General features: G+C 42.4%; 14 protein-coding genes and 1 tRNA gene. 5 read left to right on the forward strand and 10 right to left on the reverse strand.

Annotated features, from left to right (window positions below; genetic code table 11):
- Positions 1-67: 67 nt before the first annotated feature.
- The 5 genes from nagA to rplM form a co-directional block, all read right to left on the reverse strand.
- Positions 68-1,189: an N-acetylglucosamine-6-phosphate deacetylase gene (gene nagA, locus ACFFGT_RS14870; RefSeq protein WP_377023322.1), complete on the reverse strand. Its 1,122-nt coding sequence runs from the start codon at positions 1,187-1,189 to the stop codon at positions 68-70.
- 184 nt (positions 1,190-1,373) lie between these two features.
- Entirely contained in the window at positions 1,374-2,213 is an 840-nt protein-coding gene (gene tsf, locus ACFFGT_RS14875; protein ID WP_377023323.1) for a translation elongation factor Ts, read from the reverse strand.
- 174 nt (positions 2,214-2,387) lie between these two features.
- Positions 2,388-3,233, reverse strand: a complete 846-nt coding sequence (rpsB, locus tag ACFFGT_RS14880; RefSeq protein ID WP_377023324.1) for a 30S ribosomal protein S2 — start codon at positions 3,231-3,233, stop codon at positions 2,388-2,390.
- Between the two features lie 18 nt (positions 3,234-3,251).
- A complete protein-coding gene (gene rpsI, locus ACFFGT_RS14885; protein WP_110587286.1) occupies positions 3,252-3,638 on the reverse strand; it encodes a 30S ribosomal protein S9 in 387 nt (128 codons plus the stop codon).
- Between the two features lie 25 nt (positions 3,639-3,663).
- Entirely contained in the window at positions 3,664-4,101 is a 438-nt protein-coding gene (gene rplM / locus ACFFGT_RS14890) for a 50S ribosomal protein L13 (RefSeq protein WP_377023325.1), read from the reverse strand.
- A 610-nt stretch (positions 4,102-4,711) separates the two neighbouring features.
- Between rplM and ACFFGT_RS14895 the strand changes: the two genes are divergently transcribed.
- Complete coding sequence (locus tag ACFFGT_RS14895) at positions 4,712-5,956, forward strand: BamA/TamA family outer membrane protein (protein WP_377023326.1); 1,245 nt, start codon at positions 4,712-4,714, stop codon at positions 5,954-5,956.
- 83 nt (positions 5,957-6,039) lie between these two features.
- Complete coding sequence (locus tag ACFFGT_RS14900) at positions 6,040-6,726, forward strand: PAS domain-containing protein (protein WP_377023327.1); 687 nt, start codon at positions 6,040-6,042, stop codon at positions 6,724-6,726.
- A 60-nt stretch (positions 6,727-6,786) separates the two neighbouring features.
- Here ACFFGT_RS14900 and ACFFGT_RS14905 read toward each other — a convergent pair whose 3' ends face one another.
- Positions 6,787-7,188 (reverse strand): SPW repeat domain-containing protein, encoded by a 402-nt coding sequence (locus tag ACFFGT_RS14905; protein ID WP_377023328.1) that lies wholly within the window; start codon positions 7,186-7,188, stop codon positions 6,787-6,789.
- A gap of 327 nt (positions 7,189-7,515) precedes the next feature.
- Between ACFFGT_RS14905 and ACFFGT_RS14910 the strand changes: the two genes are divergently transcribed.
- Positions 7,516-7,650 carry a hypothetical protein gene (locus ACFFGT_RS14910; protein WP_377023329.1) on the forward strand — a complete coding sequence of 45 codons (135 nt, stop codon included), beginning with the start codon at positions 7,516-7,518 and terminating at the stop codon, positions 7,648-7,650.
- A 105-nt stretch (positions 7,651-7,755) separates the two neighbouring features.
- Here the strand turns inward: ACFFGT_RS14910 and ACFFGT_RS14915 are convergent, their stop codons facing one another.
- A complete protein-coding gene (locus tag ACFFGT_RS14915) occupies positions 7,756-8,241 on the reverse strand; it encodes an ABC transporter ATPase (RefSeq protein WP_377023330.1) in 486 nt (161 codons plus the stop codon).
- 45 nt (positions 8,242-8,286) lie between these two features.
- Here ACFFGT_RS14915 and ACFFGT_RS14920 point away from each other — a divergent pair, with 45 nt between their 5' ends.
- Positions 8,287-8,769 carry a hypothetical protein gene (locus ACFFGT_RS14920; RefSeq protein WP_377023331.1) on the forward strand — a complete coding sequence of 161 codons (483 nt, stop codon included), beginning with the start codon at positions 8,287-8,289 and terminating at the stop codon, positions 8,767-8,769.
- Here ACFFGT_RS14920 and ACFFGT_RS14925 read toward each other — a convergent pair.
- Positions 8,764-9,567, reverse strand: a complete 804-nt coding sequence (locus ACFFGT_RS14925) for a (Fe-S)-binding protein (RefSeq protein ID WP_377023332.1) — start codon at positions 9,565-9,567, stop codon at positions 8,764-8,766. The two genes, ACFFGT_RS14920 and ACFFGT_RS14925, sit on opposite strands and share 6 nt — an antisense overlap.
- Before the next feature lie 121 nt (positions 9,568-9,688).
- On the reverse strand, positions 9,689-10,987 hold the full coding sequence (locus ACFFGT_RS14930) for a 4Fe-4S dicluster domain-containing protein (RefSeq protein WP_377023333.1): 1,299 nt from the start codon (positions 10,985-10,987) through the stop codon (positions 9,689-9,691).
- A 206-nt stretch (positions 10,988-11,193) separates the two neighbouring features.
- Between ACFFGT_RS14930 and ACFFGT_RS14935 the strand changes: the two genes are divergently transcribed.
- Positions 11,194-11,266 (forward strand) — tRNA-Phe (locus ACFFGT_RS14935).
- Positions 11,267-11,976: 710 nt separating this feature from the next.
- Here the strand turns inward: ACFFGT_RS14935 and ACFFGT_RS14940 are convergent.
- Positions 11,977-13,224 carry a DUF4998 domain-containing protein gene (locus ACFFGT_RS14940; protein ID WP_377023334.1) on the reverse strand — a complete coding sequence of 416 codons (1,248 nt, stop codon included), beginning with the start codon at positions 13,222-13,224 and terminating at the stop codon, positions 11,977-11,979.
- Positions 13,225-13,232: the final 8 nt, after the last annotated feature.

A 13,232-nucleotide genomic window follows, 5' to 3' on the forward strand; every position in this document is an offset into this window, starting at 1 on the left:
TTGATAAAGCTCTGTTCATATGGGAGTAGTTCGCCAAAAATAGCGAATAAATTGCAGTGTTAAAATTTTATGTTGTCTTTGTTAAAAAATCGCCATTCAATATAGTTTCAAGCACTTCAAAATCAGCATTAAAAACAACAAGGTCGGCATCAAATCCTTTCTCGATTTTACCCTTTTTTGTTTGCAATGCCAGCTCAGCTGGGTATAATGAAGCCATATTTACTGCCTCCGCCAGGTCAATACCAACCATTTTAACACAGTTTTCTACCGCTTTAAGCATGGTAAGGCATGAGCCTGATAAAGTGCCATCAGGCATAGTATATCTATCTCCCCGCAATTCGTGCTGGTAAGCACCTTGTTTTGTTGAAGTAACGGCATCAGTTATCAGGAAAAGCTTATCACCCAGTTCGCGCTTAGCCAAACGCACCATAGCAAAATCCACATGGATGCCATCTGCTACGATGCTGGTATAAGGCCTTTCCTCAAAAATAGCAGGAATATAGCCGGGCTCGCGGTGGTGCATGGATGGCATGGCGTTAAACAAGTGGGTAACGGCCTGTACAGGTTTCTTTAGAAATGATTTTCCCTCGGCGTAAGTAGCGTTGCTATGGCCTGATGAGATGATAATGCCCTGCTCATACAAATAATCAATCACCTCCTGATCTTGTAACTCGGGCGCAATGGTGATCATTTTAATAACACCATCAGCTTTTTCAAGCCAGCCTTTAACCTCGGCCAGGGTAGCCTTTTTGATAAACTTTTCGGGGTGGGCGCCTTTCTTGGCCGGGTTTAAATACGGGCCCTCCAAATGCAACCCCCAGAAAGCACCTTTACTTTTTTCACGATAGATCTTAGCTGCTTCAATGCCGGTTTCCACAATATCATTGGTATTGGTGCCAATGGTGGCAAATACACCTGTGGTTCCTTGGTTTAGCAGGTCATTCTCCAATTGCTCAAGGGCTTCAACGGTGGGTGTACCGGCAAAAAGTTGACCGCCGCTGCCATAGATCTGCAAGTCGATAAAGCCAGGGGCAAGGTATGCACCGTTCAGATCTTTCTTTACAGCATCCGCCGGGATGGCAGTTTCGTCAATAATATCAAGGATGGTACCGTTTGAGATTAAAACGGCTTTGTCTTCGGCAATGTTGCCGGCTGAGATGAGTTTAAGGTTGTGGAGGGCTGTTATCATGTTCTGTATAAATATTCAACCGTCATGTCATTGCGAGCGTAGCGTGGCAACCGCGAACTATGCATGATCGCCCTGTACAATATGCGATTGCTTCGTCGTTCCTCCTCGCAATGACATGGGTTTGGAAATTTACGAAACAATATCGCAAAAAAAATCCCCCGATTTTCATCGGGGGATAATATGATTAAGCTCCTAAAGCTACCCGCTTAAAGGCGGTTACTGTAAGGCCTTTTTCAACCGAGTCAAGGAATTGTGCAACACTCTTAGATGAGTCTTTCACAAACTCCTGGTTTAACAGGGTTGAGTCTTTGTAAAATTTATTCAGTTTACCGGCAGCAATTTTTTCAACCATTGCTTCTGGTTTACCTTCTGCACGGATCTGATCTTTAGCGATCTCCAATTCACGCTCAATTAAAGAAGCATCAACGCCGTCTTTATCAACAGCAATAGGGTTCATAGCAGCAATTTGCATTGCAACGTCTTTACCAGCCTCATCAGCACCAGCAGCAGGAGCGCTTAAAGCTACCAATACACCTAAACGGAAGTTACCGTGGATGTAAGCAACAACTTTTTCGCCATTAACTACTTCATATTTAGATACACCGATTTTTTCGCCGATTTTGCCGGTTTTTTCGATGATAGCATCACCAATTTTAGCACCGTCAATTTCAAGAGCGTAAAGTTCTTCAATTGAAGCCGGTTTAGCTTCAACAGCTTTGTCAGCAATTTCGTTAGCAAAAGCAATGAACTCAGCGTTTTTGGCTACGAAGTCAGTTTCGCAGTTAAGCTCGATGATAACACCTGTTTTAAAATCTTCAGAAGTACGTGCAATAACAACACCTTCGTTTGATTCCCTGTCCTGACGGCTTGCTGCAACTTTAGCACCTTTTTTCCTTAAAAAATCGATAGCTGCTTCAAAATCACCGTTAGTTTCGGTTAATGCTTTTTTGCAATCCATCATACCGGCACCGGTTTGCTGGCGCAGTTTGTTTACGTCGGCTGCAGAAATTTGTACTGTAGACATGTTTTTTTGAGTTTTAAGATTTTTTATATCGGGTTACAAGTTACCGCAATGGTATTATGCTATTGTAACCTGCAACTATTTTTAATATTAAAAATCCTCCCTGATCCTTCTAACGGGATTCAGGGAGGCTTTAAATATTTATTCCTTCTCCCCCTTCAGGGGGCCTGGGGGTAATTATTCTTCTGTTTCAGCAGCTGGCGCTTCTGTTTCAGCTTCAGCAGAAGCAACTTCAGCTACTTTACGGGTTCTTTTACCGCCTTCGTTAACTTCAGGAGCATCAGCTTTAGTTTTTGCAGCTACTGCTTCTTTTTCTGCTTCGTCTTCTTTCTCGCGTTTGCGCTCATCTAAACCTTCTTCGATAGCTTTGATGATGATGCTGGTGATCAATGAAATTGATTTTGTAGCGTCGTCATTTGCAGGGATCGGGAAGTCGATGTTTGAAGGATCAGAGTTGGTATCAACCATAGCAAATGTAGGGATGTTCAACTTTAATGCTTCTGAAACCGCGATGTGCTCTTTCTTAACGTCAATCAGGAACAATGCAGCCGGTAAACGGTTCAGATCAGAGATACCACCTAAAAGGGTTTCTAATTTGATACGCTCACGCTGAATCATCAGACGCTCTTTTTTAGAAAGGTTGCTGTAAGTACCGTCTTTAGTCAATTTATCGATGTTTGACATCTTTTTGATTGACTTACGTACAGTAGCAAAGTTGGTTAACATACCACCTAACCAACGCTCGGTGATGTATGGCATGTTTACGCTTTTTGCATAATCAGCAACGATATCTTTCGCTTGTTTCTTTGTAGCTACGAATAATACCTTACGGCCTGATTTTACAATTTGTTTTATAGCTGCAGCAGCTTCTTCAACCTTAGTTAAGGTTTTATTTAAATCGATAATGTGGATACCGTTACGCTCCATGAAAATGTATTGTGACATTTTCGGATCCCATTTGCGGGTAAGGTGACCAAAGTGTACACCAGCGTCCAGTAAATCCTGATAAGTTGTTCTTGCCATTTTGTTGTCCTCCTGTGATTAACGTTTACTGAATTGGAATCTCTTACGTGCTTTCCTGCGACCTGGTTTCTTACGCTCAACCATACGGTCATCGCGGGTCATTAAGCCTTTAGCACGTAATGCTGGTTTCTTTTCAGCATCAAGTTCAACAATAGCTTTAGCGATAGCTAAACGAACGGCTTCTGCCTGTCCTTTTACACCACCACCTGCAACATTTGCTTTAACATCAAATTTTCCGGTGCTACCAGAAACCTCAGTGCTCTGAGTAACGATGTATTGCAATGGCAAAGTAGGGAAATACTCTTTGTAATCTTTACCGTTAACGATGATCGCACCATTTCCTTCTGTAAGGTAGATGCGGGCAACGGCTGTTTTTCTTCTGCCTGAAGTGTTAGTTGTTGGCATTTTTTTTCTCCTTAAAAATTAAAAATTAAATGGCTGTTGGGTTTTGCGCTGCATGAGGATGCTCTGCACCTGCATAAACATGCAGATTACCGAATAATGCTTTACCCAAACGACTTTTAGGTAACATACCACGCACCGCTTTTTCAATTACGCGTGTTGGATGTTTCGCCATTAACTCCTTAGGAGAAATGAAACGCTGACCGCCTGGATAACCTGTGTACCTAACATAGGTCTTATCACTCATTTTGTTTCCGGTCAACTTTACCTTGTCTGCGTTGATAACGATCACATTATCACCACAGTCTACGTTTGGGGTAAAATCTGGCTTGGTTTTACCACGAATGATCATTGCGATCTTAGTGGACAAGCGCCCCAAAATCTCGCCTTCCGCGTCAACAACAACCCATTGTTTGTTAACGGTTTTTTTGTTGGCTGAGACAGTTTTGTAACTTAACGTATTCACTTGCTTTAAATTAAATTGTTTAAACGTTTACTATACCCCGTATTTTCGGGACTGCAAAGATAGGGTTAATAATCTTATTAGCAAATAGTTTTTGAGGAAAATATTGTGGCGCGATTAATTGATTGTCTGAACCTTGATTTTTAGGATTAAGGGATGATCGGGATTTTGTTTTATTCCTTTGAGGCTGTAGAATAAGCTTTATATTGTCTGAACCGGAATTTATCGAATTTCTGAAATGGAAAGAATTTTAGGAATTCGGGAAATTCAACTAATTCGTTTAATTCCGGTTCAGATAAAGGCAGATAAAGGCAGATAAATCTCTAAACCCTTCTAATCTGGTTTCAGAAAAATCTAAAATTGAACATCCAAATTCCGAAATCAAAATAATGGTGTTGCCTGCGGCCCGGGCTATCCGTTCATACGCCTGCAGGCATTACGCTCGTGGCCGGTATCCACTTCTATCCCTAACACGAGCAGGTTTTTGACCATCTTTTATTTTGTAATAAGTTTTTTACATTCACATGATATAAATATATTAGCAGGAACATTGTAAACCCCTAACTAATTGGCTCCCGCTGTTTACCGGCTAACCTTAACCTTGTTTGTACTTATGAGTACCTGCAAACTATTTGCCCAAACCCTGGCAGATCCTGTTGATTCGTTACAATCACAGGTGGATGCCTCCGGCATCTTAGCTTCCATATTCAGCGGCAAAAGCAGTAAACCGGTTACAACTACGGCACAATCACAAAACCGCACTTACTGGTCAGTACTGCCATCGGCGGCTTATAATCCAAGTGTAGGTTTCGCAGCCGGAGTAATCTCGTCAGGAGGAAAATACTTTGGTGATCCTTCAAATACAACCCTTTCGGTAATCAACGCCGGTTTTTACCTGTCGACAGGCGGGCTTTCCACTTTCGAGTTTAAGCAAAACGCCTTCTCGGCCGAAAATAATTGGAACCTGCAGGGCACCGTTCAAATAGGCAAAACCGTTGCCATGGATAACGGCCTTGGCACCGGCAGGCGCAGCTTTGGCGAGGGCAGTTTTTTTATGGGCAATACCCACTTTGAAAACAATCCCGATGCCTTTCCTATTCGCTATGTTTATATCAAGGCCAATGAGCGTATCTACCGCAAGCTGGCACACCACATATATGTAGGTGCAGGGCTCAGCTTTAATTATTATAGCCATATCGACGATGACCGTAAGGACATCCCCATAACCGAAACACATAACTACCGTTATAGTATCCGCAATGGCTTCCCCGTTAACTCGTACCAGGCCAATGGCCTGCTTTTTAATTTCCAGTTCAACAATCGCGATCAGCCAAACCGCCCGTTCAGGGGTATTTATGCCGATATAGTTTTGCGGAGCAACCAAACCTGGCTGGGCAGCAATCGTAATGCCATGCAGGTAAAAGTAGAATTCAGAAAATACTGGAGCTTATCTTCAACCAACCCCGAACATGTATTTGCAGTTTGGCACTGGTCAAACTACCTGCTCAGCGGCTCACTCCCCTATCTTGAACTGCCCGGGACTGGCAGCGATGCCTACGGACGCATAGGCCGGGCCTTTATAATAGGACGCTTTAAAGGCTTATCATTTGTTTACAATGAGGCTGAATACCGGTTTCCGTTAACAGACAATAAGCTGCTCAGCGGTGTTGCATTTATAAATGCCGAAACAGCTAATAATCAGCAACGCGTAAAACTGTTCAGATATTGGGAACCTGGCGGTGGTGCCGGCCTGCGGCTGTTGTTTAATAAATACACCCGCTCAAATCTCTGTATAGATTATGGCAGGGGTGCATATGGTTCAAGTGGTTTCTTTTTAGGACTTAATGAGGTATTTTAATGATGCCAATTGCCGATATCAGCTATAAATCATAACTGGTGCCATTTTTGTACTTAAAGTTTTTAAAAGGATTAATCATAAAGATGCGCACTCCGTTAACCTCACAGCTACTTGGCGACCTGATTGAAAAACGCTATGAATATGTACTGGTAAAAGTAACTGTAAACCAGCAAACCGAAGAGGTTGTTGACATTACCCTTGTACCTGTTAAAGCCAAACCTGAGCTTAATAATCTGCCTGCAGGCTTTGAAACTTTTTACCGCATAACCCGCGAACCTATGCAACTGGTATGCGGGGTTGATAAAACCAGCATTTTCATTGAATATCAATCGTTTGATGATGAGATAAGCGATAAAGATATTTTTGATGATACCTATTTCAGGATGAGCGAAGAGTTTTTCAGACAGGTGCTTGACAGCCTTGAAGATTATGCAGTTATCACTACCGATAAAAACGGAAACATCAATAGCTGGAACAGTGGCGCGCAAAAAGTTTTGGGTTACGCCGAACAGGAGGTTTTAGGCCTCAACGCACGTATATTTTTCACTATTGAAGATATCGCTGCCGGCAAACCGGAAATAGAATTAAAAAAAGCATTAAGCCTGGGGCGGGCAATTGACGAACGATATCATGTGCGTAAAGACGGATCGCGCTTTTGGGGAAGCGGGTTATTTTTCCCTTTATTTGATGAAGAGCACAACCATCGCGGTTTCACTAAAATAATGCGTAACCAGCGCGAAGAGCAGCAGGCCAAAGAACTTGGCATATAAAACAAAAGCGGCGCCAATTGAGCGCCGCTTTTGTTTTAGTATCTTTAAATAGAGAAGGGATTATGCATTGTAGCTTACGCCGTGGTCTTCTTCTACCTGTGGGTTTAAGAATGGCGAACCTTTGGTAAAGCAACCCACAATTAAAAGGTAAGCGCCAAAAACTAATTGCGGCAACACCATTTTATCGGCAAAATCGTAAACCCACGGTGAGCAAAATAAAAATGAGCCCATAATTACATCGCCAACAAGGTGCATAACCATCGGGAACTGTTTAATGAAACCCATTTCGTTTTTAGCGAAGATTGCCATGATCAGCTGCAACCAGCCGATTAGCAAAGGCAGGAACAAAGCGGCGCCGCCAACGTGCAGGGTACCACCGAAAGTCCATAGGGTTGAGATCATTAACAGGGCTACAACGTAGTTTAAAAATCCGTAAGTTTTGGTTGAGATGAAGCCTTTCATTTTTTAGCTTATTTTATAAAGTATTATATAAATAGTTCGTATCAAAAAATTAATGCAAAGTTAAGCATTTATGCGTGCAGCTCCACATTAAATTTCATATAATATAAATTACTGTCCCTTTACGGGTTATGTGCTTTAAAACCCCTACCTTTAATTAAAACGCATTAATAATACGCGTAAAGACATACGTTTTAAAATTAAAGCGATCTATTCCTTCCTTATCCCCGGGTGGTATATGCCCTCCGTTTCATTCGTCCTGCCGCTATCACTATTAACGGATACAAATATCAGTAATCCGCTAAATAATCAAACATTAAATTAAAAATCATGAGCAAGAACAAACAATCTACCAAAGAGAAAAAGAAACCCGCCGCCGAAGGCAATAGCAAAGCCCCTTCTGATTACCAATCGGGCAAAAAAGATGTAGTAAAACCGATCATCACCCCGGCTAAAAAGAAATAATATTATTTACGAATAACTTGCAGGGATTATACAATCAAAACGAATTACACGAATTTTAAGATTCGTGTAATTCGCCCTGGTTCGAAACGATCAGTATATCATTAATTAGGCCGTTACAATATCACGGAACAGCTGAATATGCCAGCTATCCTTAAACGGGACCTCCCATTTATTTTCCAGCTCGGTTAAGTTTTGCACCAGGTTATTGTAAACAATGGTTTGTTTATTAATACTGCCATCTTTCAATTTGGCCTCAAAATCATGGCGCGGCAATGAAAGTACTTCTTCCCCATCGCGGTAAGCCAAATTAAACCTGTCGAAAAGATTGATACCTAAATGCTGCTGAACCTGCTGCATAAAATGAACCGATTTATCGATAGAACAACCGCTGGCGCCTGCCTGGCTTTCATCAACTATCAATATAAAAAAACGGTTATATCTTACTTCGCCTTTGGCTTGCAGCTGGTTGTTATGGGCTGTCCAGCCGGTGGCAAATTTATCCAGCTCGGGCTGTATCTGCTGCACTTCCTGGTCGGTTAATTTCCTGTCCGACTGATAGATCCAAACTCTTGACTGTGGAGAAAATTTCATTTCCAAAAATATCAATTTATTAACTTCGGGTTACATTTTGTTGTCATGAAAATATCAATTCTGCCATCAATTGGAAAAACAGTACTCATTACAGCATTTTTTGCCCTTATTGCGCTAAATTACGGTTTTAAAGTCGAAATGAGTGAGCAGGAATGGCTAAACTGGAGCAATAAATGCCTTATCAGTTCATTTAGCCCCGCGCCTGATATCAACCTCAAAAAGTGGGAGATAAGCCTTACCGGCGATTATTTTTTACGTTTAAGGAAAACTTATCAACAGGGCAAACAGGAGTATTTTTCCTTTAACCTGCACCGCCTAACTAACGTTGATTACATAAACAGCGATACCACGGGCATGCTCAAATTCAGCACCCAGGCCGATGATATCATTGTACAAACCTATGAAGACCCGGAAGGTAATCTCGATTCGATGGCCACAACACTTGACTTACCGGTACATAATATGAACGTTGCCAGGTTTGACAGCCTGAAGAACGCGCTGAATTATTTCAGGATGAAAAGTTTATAAACCGTTAGCCCTAACCGTAATCTCGGCAATATCCAATACCTGAATCTCCTGTTCCTTATCTTGATTTTTCACGCCATCGGTAAGCATGGTCATGCAAAAGGGGCACGCCGCGGCTACCACCTGCGCTTTGGCCTCAATAACATCAGCAATACGCTCCATGTTAATGTCTTTTTTACCAGGCTCGGGTTCCTTAAACATTTGTGCGCCGCCTGCACCGCAGCACAAGCCGTTTGATTTGCAGCGCTTCATTTCCACCAGCTCTGTATCCAGGATCTCTAACGCCGCGCGAGGGGCTTCGTAAACACCATTTCCACGACCTAAATAGCAGGGGTCATGATAAGTGATCCTTTTCCCCTTAAAGCTTTCGCCACCTTCGGCTTTCAATTTACCGTCATCAATTAACTGCTGGATGAGTTGCGTATGGTGGATCACCTCGTAATTGCCGCCCAGCCCCGGATATTCGTTTTTTATGGTATTAAAACAATGCGGACAACCGGTAACTATTTTTTTGATATTATAGCCATCCAGCACCTGGATGTTCATCATAGCCTGCATCTGGAACAGGAATTCATTGCCTGCCCGCTTGGCCGGGTCGCCGGTGCAGTTTTCTTCAGTACCTAAAACGGCGTAGCTAATGCCAACATGCTGCAGGATCCTGCATATATCACGGGTAATTTTGCGGGCACGCTCATCAAAACTGCCGGCACAACCAACCCAAAACAATATTTCGGGTTCCTTGCCCTGTGCAGCCATCTCGGCCATGGTAGGTATCTTTATTTCGGATTTCGGATTTTCCATTTCGGATTTATTTTAACCGATGCTCATGGGTATTACTTATGATTTGACGCTTCACATACCATGATCAGTAAATCGTCAAATACAGGCAACTGCAAACTTAAAACTGCCCGCTGCAAACTATTTATTCTTCTGCCCAGTTAAACCTGTCGGCCTGGCTGTATTTCCAGGGGGCCCCATTGTTTTCTACATTGCCAAACATATTGTTTAAACTTGCTGGGGCCTGCGATTCTTCCATCACAATGTAACGGCGCATTTCGGTAATGATCTCCAGCGGATTGATATTTACCGGGCAGGCCTCCACACAAGCATTACAACTGGTACAAGCCCAAAGCTCTTCGCGGGTAATGTAGTTATCAAGCAGCGATTTATCATCCTGGTGGTCTTTGCCATGCTTATCAATGTTATTACCAATCTCGGTAATGCGGTCGCGGGTATCCATCATGATTTTACGGGGCGACAGCAGTTTTCCCGTAATATTTGCCGGGCAAACCGAAGTACACCTGCCGCACTCGGTACAGGTATAGGCCTCCATAAGGTTTTTCCAGGTAAGGTCGGTTACGTCCTTAGCACCGAAGCGGGCCGGCTCGCCGGTATTTTCGGGCACGAACGAGGGATCAAGCATCGCCTTTACCTCGTTGGTAACCGACGCCATATTGGTAAATTTACCTTTAGGGTTCAGGTTGGAGTAATATGTATTGGGGAAAGCCAGCAGGATATGAAAATGTTTTGAATATGGCAGGTAATTTAAAAAACACAAGATCCCCACAATATGGAACCACCAGCAAACCCGCTCAGTAATCACCAATGCTGAAGCGCTATCGGGCAACAACGGCCCCAGCAATGAACTCATCGGGAAGCTTCCAGCAGTAACATAATGGCCAAAATGCAATAGCTGTAATTTATAATCGGCTGCGTTCATGGTCAGGAAAGCCGTCATGAGCAATATCTCGGTAATAAGGATATAGTTAGCATCAGATTTTGGCCATTGGGTCATCTCCGTACCTGAAAACCGTTTCAGATGCACAACATTGCGCCTGCACAGGAAAACAATACATGCAGTAAGCACCAGTACCGCCAGCACCTCGAAAGCCCCTATCAGGAAACCATACAAACCGCCAAGCGGCTGCGAAAAGATACGGTGCGAGCCAAAGATGCCATCAATCATGATCTCAAGCACTTCGAGATTAATGATGATAAAGCCCACATAAATAAAAAAGTGCATCACCGCCGCCACGGGACGTTTAACCATTTTGGTTTGCCCCAAGGCAATTTTAGCCATTGTCTTCCACCGCAGGGCGGGCTGGTCGTTACGGTCAGTATCCTTACCCAATAAAATATTGCGCCTTATTTTAGCCACATTTTTACTGAAGAGATAAACTGCGGCCGCCAGGATGATAATAAATATAAGCTGTGCAATCATTATGCGTGCATAGTAATTTATTCAAAGTTAAATGAATTGTTTAAAGCGCGAAATGTTTTGAGATTGAAAAAACATTTGAAAATTAATTGGCTGATTACCTGTACACTTATTTAAAACAGCCGCGCAGAATCAAACTTTTTTCAAAAAAAAGTTTCCAAACATAAAAAAAAGGCTACATTTGCACTCCCCAATCACGGGAACGGTTTGGTACCATAGCTCAGATGGTAGAGCAAAGGACTGAAAATCCTTGTGTCACTGGTTCGATCCCAGTTGGTACCACGCTTAAAAGCTTCTTAGAAAATCTCTAAGGAGCTTTTTTTATGCCTTGAAACTGCTATCAGAAGCTAAAAATGCAGGTTTTACATAATTAACTGTTAATTTCTTGTTTAATCGATTGATTCGTTCTTTTCTGTCTGTTTCGTAAATCAAGGTTGTTTTGAAGGTGCTTTGGCGCACTTTTGGCGCATATTCTTAATGGAATAAATGAATTATGATGCCCATGCACGCTTATAGCAATCAAGTGCAAGGAGGAACGGAATAAACGGAAGGCCGTGTGTGGGATTGTGTTTATGCCGTAGTTCCTTGCCACGCTTCAGCAGCTATAAGCGTAACTTTGCTTAATAATTCATTACTTACTCTTCTTTCCATTTCTAATTTTTTGCAGAATCTTGTAAATACCCTTACTAAAGTAAGAATTATAGAAAAATGAGAATAGAGAATAACTCAATCCTCACCTTACTCATTTAGGTACGACGTGCTCTCATTCTTTTCACTCATAAAATTTATAAACGCAAACATAGGAGGCACGAAGCAATCCCTCGATTAGCAGTACCGCTCTGCATAATTGGGGATTGCTTCGTGCCTTATAATAAGACAATTACAAGTAATTGACTATCAATATTATTTCCTATTTATCATTACATTTTTTTCAGGATTGCGCTTTGATAGTTCCTCGCAATGACGTTTTCTTTTTGTTTTTGGACAGCTTCTTAATTCTTGAACAATTTAATATTGAACACGGTAAAATAACTGCCCGGATTTCCATTCCCGACAATGTTTCCTAAGAATCCGATTGATACCACCTGTGGCGTTGCCAGTGTAAAAGTGAAGGTTTTTACTTCTCTTGAATTTGGACTTGTGCCACCTACACTTGCCCCGTTAAACATGTTTACAGATCCTAAAGCGGTAGATAAGTTGGCAAGTACCGGGATACCACTCCCTCCGGCAGCTGCCACACAATAAACAGATGAATTTGACTGAACCTCCGAATACGAATCAAATGAAACTATATAATTCCCGGCAGGCAGCGGCGAAGATGTAGCCTGGTATACTATCCCATTTACAACGGGCGTATTATTCCATGTTTCCCAGTTAATGGTGCCGCCTCCATCAGAACTGTAGCCCCCATTTGTACCACCATCTTTATTTTTAGCAGCGGCGTTGGTTATCCAAGGAGCAGCAAGTGTTCCCCATCTTCCATCAAAACTATCTCTTTGAAAAGGGCCTGTATTTGACAGATAAATACTGGTAACATCAGCCTTAACACTATGATCCTGGTAATCTGCATAAAAGGTATCAATAGCTGTTTTATTTGGTTTAAATGCGGTACGATAGCTGATCACGCTACCTGCCTTAAACCTGGGCAGTGATGTGCTTAACGCTGTGGGCAACGAGGCGATCAATGTATCATGCTGTTTGTTTGTAACATCGGTATATTTGATCTGCATGGAGAGCAATCCGTCATCAGCATTTACATCGGCCCAGTTAATTAATGCCGAGCCATCTGTTTGCAACTCAGCTTTGGCAATACCCCGGTTAATAAGCGAGCTTTGATATAAGCTGCCATACACATTACCCGCCAGCGTAACCGGTATAGATACGTGCCCTTCATTGTCGTAAGTACGGATCTCGAAGGTCATGATCCCTTCAGGTAAATTGGGTATAAACAATTTTGCCGTATCAACTCCTGATGTACGAGTTACAGGCGTCTCTATCGAATCCTGCTTACTGTTCCAATACACCCGGTATTTTACAATTTTAGGATCAGATGTAAACAGGCCGGTCAGCAAAACCCGGTTCCTGCCCGAAAACACCTGTACTGAATCCAGTTTGCCAGGATATATGATAGGCCCGTTGGGCTCATATTTCTTTTTATAGTCATCCATTTTAGTACAGGCGCTCATAACGAAGGCCGTTAACATTAACAGATAGTATGATATGATTTTATATGGTTTCATAATTGAAA

The organism is Mucilaginibacter angelicae (assembly GCF_042434235.1).
Taxonomy (GTDB): domain Bacteria; phylum Bacteroidota; class Bacteroidia; order Sphingobacteriales; family Sphingobacteriaceae; genus Mucilaginibacter; species Mucilaginibacter angelicae.

Coding starts and splice junctions, on each gene's coding strand:
- rpsB (WP_377023324.1), bottom strand. CDS start 3,233: ATGGCAAGAACAACTTATCAGGATTTACTGGACGCTGGTGTACACTTT.
- ACFFGT_RS14905 (WP_377023328.1), bottom strand. CDS start 7,188: ATGAAAGGCTTCATCTCAACCAAAACTTACGGATTTTTAAACTACGTT.
- ACFFGT_RS14895 (WP_377023326.1), top strand. CDS start 4,712: ATGAGTACCTGCAAACTATTTGCCCAAACCCTGGCAGATCCTGTTGAT.
- ACFFGT_RS14925 (WP_377023332.1), bottom strand. CDS start 9,567: ATGGAAAATCCGAAATCCGAAATAAAGATACCTACCATGGCCGAGATG.
- tsf (WP_377023323.1), bottom strand. CDS start 2,213: ATGTCTACAGTACAAATTTCTGCAGCCGACGTAAACAAACTGCGCCAG.
- rpsI (WP_110587286.1), bottom strand. CDS start 3,638: ATGCCAACAACTAACACTTCAGGCAGAAGAAAAACAGCCGTTGCCCGC.
- ACFFGT_RS14930 (WP_377023333.1), bottom strand. CDS start 10,987: ATGATTGCACAGCTTATATTTATTATCATCCTGGCGGCCGCAGTTTAT.
- ACFFGT_RS14920 (WP_377023331.1), top strand. CDS start 8,287: ATGAAAATATCAATTCTGCCATCAATTGGAAAAACAGTACTCATTACA.
- nagA (WP_377023322.1), bottom strand. CDS start 1,189: ATGATAACAGCCCTCCACAACCTTAAACTCATCTCAGCCGGCAACATT.
- ACFFGT_RS14910 (WP_377023329.1), top strand. CDS start 7,516: ATGAGCAAGAACAAACAATCTACCAAAGAGAAAAAGAAACCCGCCGCC.
- ACFFGT_RS14915 (WP_377023330.1), bottom strand. CDS start 8,241: ATGAAATTTTCTCCACAGTCAAGAGTTTGGATCTATCAGTCGGACAGG.
- ACFFGT_RS14900 (WP_377023327.1), top strand. CDS start 6,040: ATGCGCACTCCGTTAACCTCACAGCTACTTGGCGACCTGATTGAAAAA.
- ACFFGT_RS14940 (WP_377023334.1), bottom strand. CDS start 13,224: ATGAAACCATATAAAATCATATCATACTATCTGTTAATGTTAACGGCC.